Genomic DNA, 16,321 nt, shown 5'->3' with positions numbered 1-16,321 from the left:
AACGGTTCACGGCCAACCGGGCGTCATCAACTCCCGGTCCGGTAGCGTGGCGACATGCTCACCGGACCTTTTCTTTGCCACGGTGTGTCCTGGAGTCCGTCCGGCCCGTCGCTGACACTCGCGACGCCGCGCGGAGTTCCGACGCCGTTGCACCTCGGTGACCTGCCGATCTTTCTTGGCTTCCGCCTTTCCGACAGCGAGCGTTTCTGCCTGGGCTACTCGAAAGCGCTGGGTACGAAGGGCCGTCGCTCCCTTCCCTGCCCTGAACAGACGACGGCGGAACGCGGCTACCAGTGCGGCCCCTGCTTTGCCCGGGACGACTTCCGGTACATGCACGACGTTCACCGTTCCGGAGTGGCGCCCGAAGCGCTTGCACCGTACCTCGCGCAGGATCACTGGCTGTACGTCGCGACCTTCGCGGACGGCTCCACCAAGGTGGGAACAGCCTCGGACCGGAGCAAGTGGACCCGCTTGGCGGAGCAGGGAGCCGTCGTCGCCCGCTATGTTGCCCACGCTCACGACGGCAGGGTGGTCCGCGTTCTTGAAGACGCCGTGACACGGCACGCCGGCCTGCCGCAGGCTGTCCGGTCGGCAGCGAAGACGGCGGCCCTCGCGCGCCCGCTTGCGCCGTCGAAACTGGACCTTCTGAACGCCGATGCAGCCGACGTCGTACGCGCTTTACTGGCACAGGGTGTGAGTATCGACGGCTTCGAAGCAGTCGAGGAGCAGTGGCAGGCCCCGGAGAGCTGGGATCAAATCCTTCGGGCCCGGGCTGCGGTCTATCCGCTGAGCCTTGAGGCCGGTGGACATGGCGGCAGCATCCTGGCTCTCCTTGGACCGACCGCGTTGCTCGCTCTTCCCGAAGGCGAGTTCCTTCTGGACCTCGGGCTGCTGCGCGGCCGTCGTCTGCAGCTTGGTGAGTTCAGGTCCGCGCCCGTGGCGGTGCAGGACGAGCTGTTCTGAGCGCTTTCCGCCTGCCGTCCGTGTTACCTACCGAGTCATGATTCGGGAAGAGTGTTCGGCGCTGCGCTGAGGTTCGGTTAGGCTTACCTTTGTAATTTTGCTTGCGGCCTCTACCGCTTCCTTCAGGAGTACCCCCCATGCACCGACCCAAGCTCATTGCTGCCTGCGCCGCTTTCGCGGTACCCGTCCTGACCCTCTCAGGTTGCGGCGTGCTCGGCATCGGCAAGGCTCCAGCCGACCTGCAGATCTACACGGCGCGGCACTATGACCTGGAAGGCGCGTTCGGTCAGTTCACCGACGAAACGGGGATCTCGGTCGAGTTCATCACCGGTGATGACGCCGAACTCCTCGAGCGGCTCAAGGCCGAGGGAAGCGACACACCGGCAGACGTCTTCATGACAGTGGATGCCGGGAACCTCTGGAACGCAGCGCGCCAGGACGTACTCGCCCAGACGAGCTCGGCCGCCCTGGACGAAGCGGTTCCCGAGGACCTGCGGGACCCGGAAGGACAGTGGTTCGGGCTGGCCATGAGGGCCAGAACCGTCACCTACAACCCGGAGAACGTGGACCCCTCGGAGTTCGATGCCCAGGAGACCTATGCAGGGCTGGCCGATCCGAAGTGGAAGGGACGGCTCTGCATGCGCGACGCCACCTCCTCCTACACGCAGTCGCTGGTCGCGAGCCTGATCGACCTCCACGGCCGGGAGAAGGCCCTCGAGATTGTCCAGGGGTGGGTGGCCAATGACGTGGACATCATGAGCAACGACGTTCTCCTGCTCGAAGCGATCGACGCCGGTGCCTGCGACGTGGGGATCAACAACCACTACTACCTGGCGCGCACCCTCGAGGAGAACCCCGAGCTGTCCGTGGACCTCTTTTGGGCCAGCCAGGAGGGGGCCGGCACTCATGTGAACATTTCCGGCGCCGGGGTCGTCGCCAACTCCGACAATGCGGCACAGGCCCAGCAGCTCATTGAATGGCTTGCCACCACGGGGCAGAATGCCTTCGTTGATGCCAACCACGAGTTCCCGGTGAATCCGGAGGCACAGCCCGAACCGGTGATCGCCGAGTTCGGTGAATTCAGCCGTATGCCGCTGAACGCTGCAGCCTACGGTGACCTGAACGCCGAAGCCATCGATGTGCTTGCAGAGGCCGGCTACAAGTGAGTGAATCGGCTGTCCTGGTCGACGCGGGAGTTTCCGGACAACGCCGGCGCCTCCTGACCGGGAACGGCCGTCCGCTGTGGTCGGCGGCTGTGCTGCTCGCCGCAGCCCTTGTGGCGACTCCGGTGATCGCTGTGCTGATCGACGGACTCGGCAGCCTGAACTCGAGCAGCATGCCGCAGGACATCGGCCCGATGATCCTGACGACCGTCCTCCTGATGGTCGGAGTCGGCAGCGGCACCCTGCTGATCGGCGGCGGTCTGGCGTGGCTGGTTACGGCCTATAACTTTCCGCTGCGGAACCTGCTCTCGTGGGCGCTGGTGCTGCCGCTGGCGATGCCCGCGTACATCCTGGGCTTCGTGTTCCTGTCCACCTTCGACGTCGGAGGTCCGGTACAGGCCCTGCTGCGTACCGTCCTCGGACCCGGCGCCTGGTTGCCTGACGTGCGAACCCTTCTCGGCGCCGTCGTCGTCATGTCGCTCACGCTCTACCCATACGTCTATCTCCTCTCGCGGTCCGCGCTCGTGGAGCAAAGCGCAACAACGTACGACGCCGCACGCACCCTCGGTGCCAGCCGCTCCCGCACGCTGTGGCGGGTTGTGGTCCCCCTGGCCCGGCCGTCGCTTGCCGCCGCACTGGCGCTGGTCATGATGGAAACCCTGACGGACTTCGCCACTGTTCAGTACTTCAACGTGCAGACCGTCTCAGTGGGCGTCTATCTCGTCTGGAAGGGCAGCTTCGATTTCAACGCGGCAACCCAGCTTTCGGTGCTGGTGCTCCTGTTCGCGGTCGCGGTACTGGTGGTTGAGCGCCTCCTGCGCGGTCGATCGCGCTTTCACCAGAAAACAGGTCGAGGCGAGGGCCTGCAGCCCCGGCGGCTTGCCGGATGGACCGGTTGGGTTGCCGCCCTGGTGTGCCTGAGTGTGCTCGGAGCAGGGTTCATTCTCCCTGTTGCCCAGCTGATCGGCTGGGCTGTGGGGGAGGCCATCGGCAGTTCCGAACCGCTGCTGGACCCCCGGTTTGTCGAGTATCTCGTGAACAGCGTGACCGTTGCGTCGGTGGCCGCTCTGCTGTGCACCGGAATCGCGCTCACGATCGGACATGCCCAACGCCTCGGTGGGGGTCCGGTGGTGGCAACCGCAGCGCAGCTCACCACCTTCGGGTATGCCGTTCCGGGGGCAGTGATCGGCATCGGTGTGCTCATCGCTTTCGCCCGTCTCGATGAGTGGCTCGAGTTCGCAGGTGTTCCGGGGGGCACAGGTCTTCTGGTGACCGGTTCGGTGGCGGGCATCCTTTTTGCATATCTGGTGCGATTCCTTGCTCCGGCCTACCAGGCTGTCGATGCGAGCTTCGCGAAGATCTCACCGGCACTTACCTTTTCCGCCCTCAGCCTCGGATCCACGCCGCGCAGGCTTCTGACCCGCGTGCATCTGCCCCTGGCTCGCCGCGGCGCCGCGGTAGCGCTCGTGCTGGTAGCGATCGATGCAGTCAAGGAACTGCCGATCGTGCTCCTTCTGCGCCCGTTCGGGTTCACCACCATCTCCGTCTGGGTCTATGAATTGGCCCGCGAGAATTTCTGGGAGAAGGCAGCGACGCCTGCGCTGGGCATCGTCGCGGTGGCGGTGATCCCGGTGTACTTCCTGTTCCGCCGTTCGGCGGGCCTCAAAACCGGGACGGTGAACCATGACCAGTAACGTGAACCAGGTTGAAACCCCGGCGCTGACCCTGAGCGGCGTGAGCAGGCGATACGGCGGTGTCCCGGCTGCCACGTCCCTCGACCTGTCTGTGTCCGCCGGAGAGATGGTAACCGTGATCGGGCCGTCCGGCTGCGGGAAGTCGACAATGCTCAGGATGATCGCCGGACTTGAGCGGCCCGATTCCGGAACAATCACGATTGCGGGTGAAACCGTCGCGGACCGCCGACGGTTTCAGGAACCGGAACGTCGTCGCGTGGGTCTTGTGTTCCAGGAGCACGCGCTGTTTCCCAACCTGACAGTCGCGAAGAACGTTGCTTTCGGACTGAACCGGCTGCCCGCCCGGGACAGGCAGCAGCGTGTTGCCGAGGTGCTGGAACTGGTGCGGCTGAATCACCTGGCAGCCCGCTACCCCCACGAATTGTCCGGTGGAGAGCAACAGCGAGTCGCACTCGCGCGCGCACTGGCGCCACGCCCCGCCGTCGTGCTGCTGGATGAGCCGTTCTCCAGTCTGGACGAGACCCTGCGGGGCAGGGTGCGCACCGATCTCGTGGCCGTACTGAAGGAAACCGGGACTACCAGCCTGCTGGTGACGCACGACCAGACGGAAGCGCTATCCGTCGGAAACCGCGTGGTGGTGATGCGCGAGGGCGTCATCGAGCAGACGGACACGCCGGAGCGGGTGTTCGAACAGCCGTCCACACGTTTCGTTGCGTCCTTCATGGGAGATGCCGACTTCCTGCCGGCGAACGTCCACAACGCACTGCTGACGTGCGAAATCGGCGTGGTTTCCACTGTTCCGGGGTGGGCGAACTGCGACGTCAACGTCGACGTGGTGCTTCGGCCCCACGAAGTTGCGCTCGCCCACGATCCGGGCGCTTCTGCACGGGTCATCTCCCAGGAGTATCGGGGAGCCTTCGTGCTGCACTACGTGCGTCTGGCTTCGGGCCGTACGCTGCGGTCCTGGCAACCGCACCACGTTCGCTACGCCGCCGGTACCCCCGTCAGCGTAACTGTCGCGGCGGGAACGTCGCCCACCCTCCTGGTCAATGACCGGGCGGTTACGGAACCGCCGGTCGGTGCCGTAGACCCTACTCCGCAGTCTCCGGAGCGTTCACCCATCACTACATTGAGGTAATGCTGTGTCCATAACAATGCCGACAATGCCCCTGGAAGCGGCTACCCGGTCCGGAGGCTTCGCGTCCCGTCTCGCCCGCTTCGCCGACAGCCCCGCCGTCGTGACGGATTCCGGGACGCTCACCTACCGGCAGCTGGCGGATCGCGTAGAAGCGGTCGTGGACCGTCTCGGTCCTGTGCGGCGGCTCGTGCTGCTGGCAGCCACCAACGACGTCGACTCCCTCGTCGCGTACCTCGCGGCACTGTCCGGAGGACATCCCGTGATCCTGGCGCCGGGGGACAAGCCCTCCGCCATCGAATCGATCCGGGACACCTTCGATCCCGATGTCGTCATGGCCGCCGGGGAGGGGAATGGGCAGCCGCGAATTCGGGAAGTCCGTCCTGCAACCAGCCATTACCTGCACCCGGACCTTGCGCTGCTCCTGAGCACCTCCGGCTCGACGGGCTCACCGAAGCTGGTGCGGCTCTCACACCAGAACCTGGAGGCCAACGCCGGGGCCATCGCCGACTACCTACGGCTCGGGCCGGCGGACCGGGCCGTAACCACCCTCCCCATGTCCTACTGCTACGGACTGTCGGTCATCAACAGCCACCTGCTCACCGGCGCGTCGGTGGTGCTCACCGACCTCTCGGTTGTGGACCCCTGCTTCTGGGACCTGTTCCGCAGCGCCGAAGCAACCGCCTTCGCCGCCGTCCCATACACCTTCGAGTTGCTGGAACGCGTGGGGTTCTCCGACATGAACCTGCCCACCCTGCGGTACGTCACCCAGGCCGGTGGCCGTCTGGCTCCCGAGCTTGTCAGCCGGTACGCAGAGTTGGGCGGCGAGCGGGGCTGGGAGCTCTTCGTCATGTATGGCCAGACCGAAGCCACCGCACGCATGGCGTACCTGCCGCCTGCCCTCGCCGCGCAGAACCCGTCCCGGATCGGCGTGCCGGTGCCGGGCGGGAGCTTCCGTATCGATCCCGTGGCAGGCCTGGAAGATGGCGAACTGGTGTACACCGGACCCAACGTGATGCTGGGTTATGCGGAGAGTCCCGAGGACCTCGCGGCCGGCCGAACGGTGACTGAACTGCGCACCGGGGACCTGGCCCGGCGCCATCCTGACGGGCTGTACGAGGTGGTGGGGCGCCGGAGCCGCTTCATCAAAATTGCCGGACTGCGCATCGATCTCGGACGGGTGGAGCAGATCCTCGCCGGGTTCGGAGTGCAGGCGACCAGCGCCGGCAGGGATGAGCACCTCGTCGTCGCTGTCCAGGGCGACCACGAGCCGGACCTGCTCAGGAAAGTGCTGGCACGCGAGCTGGGAATCCCCCGCGGAGCGCTGAAGATGTACGCCGTAAACCAGCTTCCCAGGCTGAGCAGCGGGAAACCGGATTACCAGGCGGTGCTGGCGCTCGCCGAACCCGCGCCACTGCCGCGGGAAGCGGCGCCGACGCGTAAGGAAGGGCCGCAGGATGTTCGCGCGATCTTCGCCGAGCAGCTCGAAGTCTCCGCCGTCGACGACGAGAGCACCTTTGTCTCTCTGGGCGGCGACTCGCTGTCATACGTAGCGACGTCGGTGCGGCTGGAGAATGCGCTCGGCACCCTGCCGGCCGACTGGCATCTGCGATCCGTGGCAGAGCTGGAAGGAGTTTCCCCGGCCCGACGACGACGCAGGTTCTTCGCGCCGGCCGAGTCGAGCATCGTGCTGCGCGCCGTGGCAATCATTCTCATCATCAGCACTCACATCGGGCTGTTCCATTGGGAAGGCACTGCCCACGTGCTGCTGGCAGCGGCCGGATACAACTTCGCGCGATTCCACCTTCAGGGCGAACGGACACAACGGCTACGGCGCCAGCTGACCAGCATCGCCCGGATCGTGGTGCCGAGCATGGCGCTCATCGCCTTCGGCTACCTCATCACGGACCATTACAGCGTCGCGAACATCTTCCTCCTGAATGCGCTCGTCGGTCCCCAGGAAGTAACCCCTGAATGGCATTTCTGGTTTGTCGAGGTCCTGACCTACCTCCTTGTCTGCACGGTCGCGCTACTGGCGTTTCCCCCGATAGCGAGGCTGGAACGGCGTTTCCCACTTGGCTTCCCGCTCGGGCTGACCGCGGCTGGTCTCCTGACCCGGTTCAACGTCATCGATCTTGAGGTGCCGAACACCGCTCCTGCGCTGTGGCTTTTCGCTCTGGGATGGGCCGTGGCCCAGGCGCGGACCACCCTTCACCGCTGCCTCATTTCTGCTGTCGTGGTGCTCTGCGTCCCGGGCTACTTCTTCCTGGACCTGCCCCGGGAGATGACGCTGCTGGTTGGCATACTGGTGCTCGTCTGGCTGCGGACACTGCCTGTGCCCCGCGGTCTGCAGCGCATAACGGTGGTACTGGCCAGCGCATCGCTATACATCTACCTCACCCACTGGCTTGTCTTCCCGCATCTGGAAGCCATGCACCCGGCGGTGGCGGTGGCCGCATCCCTTGCTGCAGGAGTGCTCTACTGGGCGCTCGTCATGCGTGTGCCGGGTTTGGTGCGACTGGCGACCGGAAGCCGCAGGGGAGCACGCCGGAGGGTGGCGGCCTGACCCTGGGAGTGCACCCCTGCCCAGGCGGATCCGCCCCGGACCCTAGGATAGGACCATGCTCAATACACCCTGGGACACCGGATCGCCGTTGTACCGGAAGCTCGTAGTCGCGGCCTTGATCCTTACCGGCGTGGGCATTCTGCTGGCCGTCGCCGGCGCCATGCTGCAGACCGATCCGCTGGTAATGGCCGCACTGCCCATCATCGTGGCGGGCATGGCCGCGCACCTCGCGGGGCTGGTGGTGCGCGGACGTGACGCGCGTCGTCGTAGCAACCCGCCGCAGGGCTGAGCTCGAGCGGAAGCGACCGGCAGGTTACGGGGCAATACAGCTACGCTGGGAGATGCGTGTCCGCGCCCGAGGAGCCGGTTACTTCGGCAGCCTAACAAGAAGGAGTTTCATGACGATCAATCCCGACCTTCAGGGGCGCAGCTATCCGGCTGCCGAGGTCTATACGGTAGGGCGCGAGAAGATCCGCGAATTCGCGAGGGCCGTCAAAGCCACGCATCCGTCGCACTTCGACCCGGAAGCCGCGGCCGCGCTGGGCCACCGCGACGTCGTTGCGCCTCCCACCTTCGCGATCATCATCGCCCAGCGTGCGGACGCTCAACTGATCGAAGACCCGGAGGCCGGTATTGACTTCACCCGTGTGGTTCACGCCGACCAGCGCTTCATCCACCATCGACCGATCGTCGCCGGCGACGAGCTGGTCGCCGAACTCCACGTTGACCAGGTTCGTGCGATGGGCGGCGGCGCGATGATTACAACCCGGGCAGAAATCTCCACTGTGGAGGGCGAGAAGACCGCAACGGCCACGTCATCCATCCTTGTGCGCGGGGAGGAGCAGTAGACATGCCAATTACGCTCACGGACCTTGAGGTAGGCCAGGAAATTGGCCGTTCACCGATTGAAGTCACCCGACTGGACCTGGTGAAGTACGCCGGCGCGTCCGGTGATTTCAACCCCATCCACTGGAACGAATCCTTCGCACGCGGTGTGGACCTTCCCGGCGTCATTGCCCACGGCATGTTCACCATGGGCTCGGCCGTTCAGGTGGTAGCTGACTGGATCGGTGACCCTGCCGCCGTCATCGATTACCAGACCCGGTTCACCCGGCCGGTGATTGTCGAGGACACCACTGATCAGGCCGGCGTAGCCGGCGCGGTTATTGAAGTTGTCGGCGTCGTAGGGGCAATTGATCAAGATAATTCGACTGCCCGCATTGATCTGACTGTCACCTCCGGCGGGCAGAAGGTGCTGGTCAAGGCACAGGCAGTGGTGCGGATCTGGTGACGTCGCTCGCCCAGTTCACCACGTCCGCCGTCGGGGGACCCGCCCGCAAACTCGTGGAGGCTCGTACCGAAGCCGAGATTATCGACGCTGTTCGCTCCGCCGATGAAGCGGGGGAGCCGCTCCTGCTCGTTGGCGGCGGCTCGAACCTGCTTGTCGCTGACACCGGCTTCGCCGGCACAGTGGTCCGGATTGCCTCAACGGGCTTTACCATGAACGACGACGACGCCACTTGCGGAGGCGTGATGGTCACCGCACAAGCCGGGCAGCCCTGGGATGAGCTCGTCGAGTACACGGTGCGTCATGCCTACTCGGGCCTTGAGGCCCTGTCCGGCATCCCGGGGTCCACAGGCGCAGTTCCGGTGCAGAACGTGGGTGCGTACGGTGCTGAAGTCTCACAAACCATTGCCATGGTGCGCACGTATGACCGTGAGACGAAGTCCATCAAGTCGCTGGCCAACTTCGACCTCGGGTTCGGGTACCGCGACTCCCTTCTGAAGCGCACCACCGACGCGGGGACACCCCGTTACGTGGTGCTGACGGTGCAGTTCCAGCTGGGACTCGGCCGTCTGGGGGCGCCGGTGCGATACGCGGAACTGGCCCGGGAACTCGGCATCGAGGTTGGAGCCCGGACCTACGCCAATGACGTACGCCGTGCAGTTTTGAAGCTGCGGGCGGCCAAGGGCATGGTGCTGGATCCGGTTGACCGTGACACCTACAGCACCGGGTCCTTCTTCACGAACCCCGTGGTGGACTCGGATGCAGCGGGGTCCCTGCCCGAGAGCGCCCCGAGGTATCCGATGCCTGATGACACGGTGAAGCTCAGTGCAGCCTGGCTCATCGAGCACGCGGGGTTCGGCAAGGGCTTCGGGCTCGCGGACGACGCCGGTTACGGTGCGGCGGGCGGTCGTGCTGCCTTATCCACGAAGCACACCCTCGCGGTCACGAACCGTGGCGCAGCATCAGCAGAGGACCTTCTGAGCATCGCCCGACTGGTGGCCGACGGCGTCGAGGAGCGTTTCGGTATTCGGCTGCACCCGGAACCGGTCCTGATCGGCTGCGCGCTGAACTGAGCGCGCCGCTGAACTGACACAGACACTCGCTCAGGGACCGCACGAGACCCGCCGGGATTACGTCGCGGCCCGTCTCCGGGCCTTCTCAGCGGCTGCACGCGTCTGCATGACAGCATGGCGGTGCCAGCGGCTGTCCACGAGCTCGCGGCTGCACAGCCACTGCACCAGCCTCGAGATGAGACTGATCTGCGCCAGGCGGTCGTGGAAGTCAGCGAGCAGCCATGGGCCGCTCAGGAACCGGGGGAGTGCGAAGACCAGCTGCTCCGGTCCGAGGACCCGCCCGAAGGCGCCTTCGGGATCGAACTGCCTTTCCAGCGCGAGCAGCGCGGCCGTATCTCCGCTGACCGTGGAGTCGCCTTCCTGCTCAAGGAACAGCTGCAGGTGGGCAAGGACGCGCTCGTAGCGCTCAACCGTGGCGGGATGCCTGCCCGCGGCACTCGCGGAGAAGTACCGCCTCAGGACCTGATCTACCGGAATCTGATTCATGCAGGACAGTCTGCCGGACGCCTCCGACATTTCGCTAGAACAGGTGTTCGACCGGGTGCTGGCCGCACCCGGGGATACCCGCGGGTGCGGCTAACGGACCCTAGAGGTTGCCGGTGGCGATGAGGAGCATGCGGCGCAACGGCTCTGCAGCACCCCACAGAAGCTGGTCGCCCACGGTGAAGGCACTGATGTACTCCGGACCCATCTCGAGTTTGCGGATGCGCCCGACCGGGATTTTCAGGCTTCCGCTGGCCGCCACCGGGGTCAGCCCGGCAAGAGTGGCTTCCTTGGTGTTGGGAACCACGGTTGCCCACTCGTTGTCCTGATCGATCAGGGCCTCGATCTCATTCAGAGACAGGTCCTGGGTGAGCTTCAGCGTCAGCGCTTGGGAGTGCGAGCGCATGGCGCCGATCCGTACACACAATCCGTCAAAGGGGATCCGGGCGCCATCCGCGATGTCATTCCCGAGTATCTTGTTGGTCTCCGCGCCGGCTTTCCACTCTTCCTTGGACTGCCCGTTGCCGAGGTCGGCGTCGATCCAAGGAATCACTGAACCGGCAAGCGGCACCCCGAACTGGGACGCATCCATGGCGGGATTCTTCTGCTGGGTCAGCACAGCCCGGTCGATATCGAGGATCGCAGATGCCGGATCCGCCAGATTCTTGGCAACGACGCCGTGGATGGAACCGAACTGGGTCAGCAACTCCCGCATGTGCCGGGCGCCGCCACCGGATGCTGCCTGGTAGGTCATGGAGGTGCCCCACTCGACCAGACCGTTCTTGAACAGTCCACCGAGGCCCATCAGCATGCAGGAGACCGTGCAGTTGCCGCCGACGAAATCGCGTACGCCGCGTGCCAGTCCGGCGTCGATAACGTCGCGGTTGACCGGGTCGAGCACGATGATGGAGCTCTTCTCCATACGCAGCGTGGAAGCGGCGTCGATCCACAGGCCGTCCCAGCCGGCGTCGCGCAGCTTCGGGTACACCTCCGAGGTGTATCCGCCGCCCTGTGCGGTCACGATGATCGGCAGCTTCGCGAGAGCCTCGACGTCATACGCGTCCTGCAGTGGTCCGGCACCCTCAGCGAACGACGGCGCAGCCCCACCGGCGTTCGACGTCGAGAAGAAAACGGGGTTGATGGTGCGGAAGTCGCCCTCGTCCTGCATGCGCTGCATCAGTACGGAGCCGACCATCCCGCGCCAGCCGACCAAACCGACGGAAGGCACGGAAGAGGAGGACAGGTTCGCGGCGGAAGTCATGGTTCCAGTTTAGGCGAGGGTGGCAAACTCCCTCAGTGCGTTACTTTCTGCGTGACGTCGAGCCCATCAGCTTCGGGGTGAGTCCACAGGCTGATCCGGAAGCGCGTGCCGTTCTGCGCCGTGTACCAGCCCTCGGACGGCTCAACCCTCGTGAGGTTCCATGAGTTCGCCAGTACGGGCGCGTAGGTGTCGCCCTCAACTGAGGTCTCGATCACCGTCACAACCACGGCATTGGCATTCGACACCGCCTCGGCATAGACCTGGCCACCGCCGATGATCCAGATTTCGTCAGCACCCTCGCTACGGCGCGCCTGGCTGAATGCTTCCGCCAGCGAGCCGACGACGACGGCACCCGGGTAGTCGACAGGATCCAGATTCTGCCTGCTTACCACGATGTTGGTGCGGCCGGGCAGCGGACGGTACTTCTCGGGGAAGGACTCCCACGTGCGCCGCCCCATGATGACGGGATGTCCCTCGGTGGTGCGCTTGAAGTGCGCAAGATCCTCGGGCAGGTGCCACGGCATACTGCCGTCCCGGCCGATGACGCCGTCGATTGTCTGTGCCCAGATCATCCCGACCAGGGGTGTCCCGACCGACGCGGTCAGGTTCATGGTTTCGCTCATACGGAGATCGGCGCCTTGATGGTGGGATGGTGCTGGTAGTTCTCCACCGTGAAGTCCTCAAGCTCGTAGTCGAAGATGGTCTCGGGCTTCCGGTTCAGGCGCAGCGTGGGGTGGGGGTAGGGCTCGCGTGAGAGCTGTTCCGTAACCTGCTCCAGGTGGCTGTCGTAGATGTGCACGTCACCGCCCGTCCACACGAACTCCCCGGGCTCGAGTCCCACCTGCTGCGCCACCATGAGGGTGAGCAAAGCGTAGGACGCAATATTGAACGGTACGCCGAGAAATGTGTCTGCGGAGCGCTGGTACAGCTGGCAGGAGAGCTTGCCGTCCGCAACATAGAACTGGAAGAAAGCGTGGCAGGGCGGCAGCGCCATGTTCTCGATCTCGGCGACGTTCCAGGCTGAGACAATGTGCCGCCGGGAATCAGGGTTGGCCTTCAAACCCTCGATCACGCGCTCAATCTGATCAATGTGGCCGCCGTCGGGCGTGGGCCAAGAACGCCACTGCACTCCGTAGACGGGGCCCAGCTCACCGTCGTCATCAGCCCACTCATTCCAGATCCGCACCCCGCGTTCCTGCAGCCAGCGGACATTCGAGTCGCCGCGGAGGAACCAGAGCAACTCCAGGGCAACCGATTTGAAGTGCACCCGCTTGGTGGTGATGAGGGGGAACGACTCCGCGAGGTCGAACCGCAGCTGCCGTCCGAAGACGCTGCGGGTTCCGGTTCCGGTCCGGTCCGATTTCGGCGTGCCGTTGGCTAGGACGTCGCGGAGCAGGTCTTCGTAGGGCGTGGGAACCGGGATAGTCACGGCACTCAGTCTAAGGGTGCCGGCTTCAGTCGTCATAGGCGCGGAACTGCTCGACCGAGACGACCTGCCCGGACTTTCTGGAGCTCACCTGGCAGATAATCGCTTCACCGGGGGCGAGGTAGGGGTCAGACACCGGCAGCATCTTCCCGAGGCGGGTAGGCATGTGCGCGCGGAGCACATCAAGTATCAGCGGCAGGACCGGCCGGTGACTGCACACGGCTACCGGGACGCGGCGGTCAAAAAGCTTGTCGACCGTGCTGCTTGCCCGTCCCGGCTTCCGGGCGGCATCGTGTTCCGTAAGGGCGTCAACGAGCTTCAGCTTCGCGTTCGAGCGTTTCACGTACGGCATGATCGTCTGCACGCACCGGTCCCAAGGGCTGCTGACTATCCGGTCAGGTGACCATGCCTGCAGCAGGCGGCTCACCGCCAGGGCTTGACGCCGTCCGGACGCCGCGAGCGGACGCTCACCTTCGGCGCGCGTCCAGGAGGACCGCGGCTTGGCCTTCGCGTGGCGGACTACGATCAGGGGCCAGGTATCCAGGTTGTCCTCAGCGCAGGCTTCGACCAGAGCGTCGAGCGGCTCCCGGTCGGAGGGGTTGCTGAGCAGCTCAGCGGCGCGTTCGGCCGAACACCAGAGGAAATCGTCGACTTCCTTGCCATCGGGTTTGGGCGTTATGCCCTCTGCTTTCGCCGCCCAGTAATGCACAACCTTGAGACCGGACGACACCTGGTACTCGATGGTCGGCAGCGGGACGCCGAGCTTGACCGTGATGCCGATTTCCTCACGGACCTCGCGTACTGCGCACTCGGGGGTGGTCTCACCGGCGTCGATCTTGCCCTTCGGCCAGGACCAGTCGTCGTAGCGGGGCCGGTGGATGAGCAGAACTTCCAGCGCGCCGGAACGCTTGCGCCAGCACAGCGCACCGGCAGCGACGACGGCGGCACCGTGCTCGCCCCTCCTGCTATCGACCGTCGTGTCGGGCTGCACGATCACCGGCGGGCAGGCCGCAGACGGCTGCGGGATCGGGAGGCCAGCAGCCACGACTGCACGTCGCTCAGCGGGTTGCCGTCGTCGTCCTTGTGATGGCGGATCCACTCTCCGTCACTGTCCAGGTGCCAGCTCGCGGTACCACTGTCGAGGTACCGGTCCATGAGCGAGATCAGGTACGTAATGTGCTCGGGCGAGGACAGCTGGACAAGGGCCTCCACGCGGCGGTCGAGGTTGCGGTGCATCATGTCGGCCGAGCCGATGTACACGGCGGGATCGCCCGCGTTGGCGAAGGCGAAGACCCGGGAGTGTTCAAGGAACCTGCCCAGGACGGAGCGGACGGTGATGTTCTCGCTGAGACCGGGGACACCCGGGCGCACCGAACAGATCCCGCGAACAATTACATCGACCCGCACACCGGCCTGAGACGCCCGGTACAGGGAGTCGATGAGCGCTTCGTCAACGATCGAGTTCACCTTGATGACGACCCGTGCTTCCAGCCCGGCCTGACTGTTTGCGATCTCCTGCTCGATACGTTCGATCAGGCCCGAGCGGACGGACCGCGGCGCCACGAGAAGACGCTTGAACGTTGACTTGGGGGCGTACCCGGAGAGCTGGTTGAACAGCCTCGAGAGGTCCTCGCCCACCTGGTGATTGGCGGTCAGCAAGCCCAAATCCTCGTAGTAGCGTGCGGTGCGCGGGTGGTAGTTGCCGGTGCCGATGTGGCAGTAGCGGCGAAGTCCGTCGATCTCCTGGCGAACCACGAGGGAGAGCTTGCAGTGGGTCTTCAGGCCCACGATGCCGTACACGACATGAACGCCGGCCTGTTCCAGCTTCCGCGCCCAGGAGATGTTGGCCTGCTCGTCGAAGCGGGCCTTGATCTCGACGAGGGCCAACACCTGCTTGCCCGCCTCCGCTGCATCAATGAGCGCATCGACGATGGGGGAGTCACCTGAGGTGCGGTACAGGGTCTGCTTGATCGCCTGGACCTTCGGATCCACCGCGGCCTGCTCGAGGAACGCCTGAACCGAGGTGGAGAAGGAATCATATGGGTGGTGCAGGAGGATGTCCCGGCGCCGCATGGCAGCGAAGACGTTCGCAGCCTTCGAGGTTTCGCTCTCGTTGAGGTCACGGCTGGTGTGCGCCACATGCTTCGGATAGTGCAGGTCGCCGCGGTCGATGCCGGCAATTACGGTGAGCCCGCGCAGGTCCAGCGGAGCCGGGAGGTCATAGACCTCTGCCTCCTCCACCCCGAGCTCCCGCGAGAGCAGCGCCCGGATGCTGGGGTTGATGTCCGTGGTTACTTCCAGCCGGACCGGGGGACCGAACCGGCGCCGGAGGAGTTCCTTTTCGAGCGCCTGCAGGAGGTTCTCGGCGTCGTCCTCTTCCACCTCAAGGTCTTCATTGCGGGTAACGCGGAAAGTGTGGTGCTCAAGGACTTCCATTCCGGGGAACAGCTGGTCCAGATGGACGGCGATGACCTCTTCCAGGGGAATGAAGCGGGCGGTCCGGCCGGCCACGTTCCCCGCGCGCGGGCCGTCCACTGAGACAAGCCGCGGCAGCTGGTCAGGCACCTTCACACGTGCGAACAGTTCCTTGTCGCTCACCGGATTACGCACGACGACGGCGAGGTTCAGCGAAAGGCCGGAGATGTATGGAAAAGGGTGGGCAGGATCGACCGCGAGCGGTGTCAGGATCGGGAAGACCTTCTCCGCGAACAGCTTGTTCAGTTCTGCCTGCGTCGCGGAATCAAGCTGGTCCCACGTGGTGAGGTGGATGTTCTCGCCGGCGAGTGCGGGCCGGATGTGATTTGAGAACACCGTGGCGTGCCGTCGTTGGAGTGCCAACCCCCCGGTCATGATCGTCTCGAGCTGCTCGATGGGGCTCAGCCCGGCGGCGGAAGGCACGGCCAGTCCGGTTGCGATTCGGCGTTTCAGGCCGGCAACCCGGACCATGAAGAACTCGTCCAGGTTGGAGGCGAAGATCGAGAGGAAATTGACCCGTTCAAGCAGGGCCAGGTCCGGATCTTCGGCGAGATCCAGTACTCGGGCGTTGAAATGCAGCCAGCTCAGCTCGCGATCCAGGAAACGGTCCGGGGAAATCTCGCCTGAGGGCAGGAGGCTCGGCGCGAAATCAGGGATGTCGATGCGGTCCTGAGTTGCGCGGGCTGGAGCCACCTCCGACGATCCATACCGTGCCGGGATCCGGGCGGCGGTTTCGGCTTCCATAGTGTCTCCTTTGGTGTTTCTGGCGGGCACGCTTACCTGCCGTGGGATGG

Annotated in this window: 15 protein-coding genes; 9 read left to right on the top strand and 6 right to left on the bottom strand. The window is 65.0% G+C overall.

Annotated elements, in window-relative coordinates:
- Nucleotides 1-54: 54 nt before the first annotated feature.
- From AC4D1W_RS06680 to AC4D1W_RS06640, 9 genes are all read left to right on the top strand, one after another.
- Entirely contained in the window at nt 55-963 is a 909-nt protein-coding gene (locus AC4D1W_RS06680) for a DUF2797 domain-containing protein (protein WP_490898193.1), read from the top strand.
- Nucleotides 964-1,100: 137 nt separating this feature from the next.
- On the top strand, nt 1,101-2,129 hold the full coding sequence (locus AC4D1W_RS06675) for an extracellular solute-binding protein (protein WP_490898192.1): 1,029 nt from the start codon (nt 1,101-1,103) through the stop codon (nt 2,127-2,129).
- Nucleotides 2,126-3,820, top strand: a complete 1,695-nt coding sequence (locus AC4D1W_RS06670) for an ABC transporter permease (protein WP_490898191.1) — start codon at nt 2,126-2,128, stop codon at nt 3,818-3,820. Before AC4D1W_RS06675 ends, AC4D1W_RS06670 begins: the two co-directional genes overlap by 4 nt.
- A complete protein-coding gene (locus tag AC4D1W_RS06665) occupies nt 3,810-4,958 on the top strand; it encodes an ABC transporter ATP-binding protein (protein WP_490889758.1) in 1,149 nt (382 codons plus the stop codon). The genes AC4D1W_RS06670 and AC4D1W_RS06665 overlap by 11 nt, the downstream gene beginning before the upstream one ends.
- A 25-nt stretch (nt 4,959-4,983) precedes the next feature.
- Nucleotides 4,984-7,521 (top strand): AMP-binding protein, encoded by a 2,538-nt coding sequence (locus AC4D1W_RS06660; protein ID WP_490898190.1) that lies wholly within the window; start codon nt 4,984-4,986, stop codon nt 7,519-7,521.
- 55 nt (nt 7,522-7,576) lie between these two features.
- Entirely contained in the window at nt 7,577-7,810 is a 234-nt protein-coding gene (locus AC4D1W_RS06655; RefSeq protein ID WP_490898189.1) for a hypothetical protein, read from the top strand.
- A 109-nt stretch (nt 7,811-7,919) separates the two neighbouring features.
- On the top strand, nt 7,920-8,369 hold the full coding sequence (locus AC4D1W_RS06650; RefSeq protein ID WP_490898188.1) for an FAS1-like dehydratase domain-containing protein: 450 nt from the start codon (nt 7,920-7,922) through the stop codon (nt 8,367-8,369).
- Nucleotides 8,370-8,371: 2 nt separating this feature from the next.
- Entirely contained in the window at nt 8,372-8,812 is a 441-nt protein-coding gene (locus AC4D1W_RS06645; protein WP_490898187.1) for a MaoC family dehydratase, read from the top strand.
- Nucleotides 8,809-9,882 (top strand): UDP-N-acetylmuramate dehydrogenase, encoded by a 1,074-nt coding sequence (locus tag AC4D1W_RS06640; RefSeq protein WP_490898186.1) that lies wholly within the window; start codon nt 8,809-8,811, stop codon nt 9,880-9,882. Before AC4D1W_RS06645 ends, AC4D1W_RS06640 begins: the two co-directional genes overlap by 4 nt.
- Nucleotides 9,883-9,939: 57 nt before the next feature.
- Here the strand turns inward: AC4D1W_RS06640 and AC4D1W_RS06635 are convergent, their stop codons facing one another.
- The 6 genes from AC4D1W_RS06635 to AC4D1W_RS06610 form a co-directional block, all read right to left on the bottom strand.
- Nucleotides 9,940-10,368: a hypothetical protein gene (locus tag AC4D1W_RS06635; RefSeq protein ID WP_490898185.1), complete on the bottom strand. Its 429-nt coding sequence runs from the start codon at nt 10,366-10,368 to the stop codon at nt 9,940-9,942.
- 100 nt (nt 10,369-10,468) lie between these two features.
- Nucleotides 10,469-11,626 (bottom strand): aspartate-semialdehyde dehydrogenase, encoded by a 1,158-nt coding sequence (gene asd, locus AC4D1W_RS06630; protein WP_490889744.1) that lies wholly within the window; start codon nt 11,624-11,626, stop codon nt 10,469-10,471.
- Between the two features lie 32 nt (nt 11,627-11,658).
- Nucleotides 11,659-12,249: a dihydrofolate reductase gene (locus AC4D1W_RS06625; RefSeq protein WP_490898184.1), complete on the bottom strand. Its 591-nt coding sequence runs from the start codon at nt 12,247-12,249 to the stop codon at nt 11,659-11,661.
- Complete coding sequence (locus tag AC4D1W_RS06620; protein ID WP_490898226.1) at nt 12,246-13,049, bottom strand: thymidylate synthase; 804 nt, start codon at nt 13,047-13,049, stop codon at nt 12,246-12,248. The genes AC4D1W_RS06625 and AC4D1W_RS06620 overlap by 4 nt, the downstream gene beginning before the upstream one ends.
- Before the next feature lie 31 nt (nt 13,050-13,080).
- On the bottom strand, nt 13,081-14,043 hold the full coding sequence (locus AC4D1W_RS06615; RefSeq protein ID WP_490898225.1) for an NUDIX hydrolase: 963 nt from the start codon (nt 14,041-14,043) through the stop codon (nt 13,081-13,083).
- 2 nt (nt 14,044-14,045) lie between these two features.
- Nucleotides 14,046-16,271 (bottom strand): RNA degradosome polyphosphate kinase, encoded by a 2,226-nt coding sequence (locus AC4D1W_RS06610; protein WP_490889738.1) that lies wholly within the window; start codon nt 16,269-16,271, stop codon nt 14,046-14,048.
- Nucleotides 16,272-16,321 lie beyond the last annotated feature (50 nt).

Source organism: Arthrobacter sp. TJ-170 (assembly GCF_058269305.1).
This window is presented reverse-complemented; position numbering and strand designations above follow the sequence as displayed.

Coding starts and splice junctions, on each gene's coding strand:
- AC4D1W_RS06625 (WP_490898184.1), bottom strand. CDS start 12,249: ATGAGCGAAACCATGAACCTGACCGCGTCGGTCGGGACACCCCTGGTC.
- AC4D1W_RS06675 (WP_490898192.1), top strand. CDS start 1,101: ATGCACCGACCCAAGCTCATTGCTGCCTGCGCCGCTTTCGCGGTACCC.
- AC4D1W_RS06650 (WP_490898188.1), top strand. CDS start 7,920: ATGACGATCAATCCCGACCTTCAGGGGCGCAGCTATCCGGCTGCCGAG.
- AC4D1W_RS06660 (WP_490898190.1), top strand. CDS start 4,984: ATGCCCCTGGAAGCGGCTACCCGGTCCGGAGGCTTCGCGTCCCGTCTC.
- asd (WP_490889744.1), bottom strand. CDS start 11,626: ATGACTTCCGCCGCGAACCTGTCCTCCTCTTCCGTGCCTTCCGTCGGT.
- AC4D1W_RS06665 (WP_490889758.1), top strand. CDS start 3,810: ATGACCAGTAACGTGAACCAGGTTGAAACCCCGGCGCTGACCCTGAGC.
- AC4D1W_RS06610 (WP_490889738.1), bottom strand. CDS start 16,271: ATGGAAGCCGAAACCGCCGCCCGGATCCCGGCACGGTATGGATCGTCG.
- AC4D1W_RS06655 (WP_490898189.1), top strand. CDS start 7,577: ATGCTCAATACACCCTGGGACACCGGATCGCCGTTGTACCGGAAGCTC.
- AC4D1W_RS06680 (WP_490898193.1), top strand. CDS start 55: ATGCTCACCGGACCTTTTCTTTGCCACGGTGTGTCCTGGAGTCCGTCC.
- AC4D1W_RS06645 (WP_490898187.1), top strand. CDS start 8,372: ATGCCAATTACGCTCACGGACCTTGAGGTAGGCCAGGAAATTGGCCGT.
- AC4D1W_RS06635 (WP_490898185.1), bottom strand. CDS start 10,368: ATGAATCAGATTCCGGTAGATCAGGTCCTGAGGCGGTACTTCTCCGCG.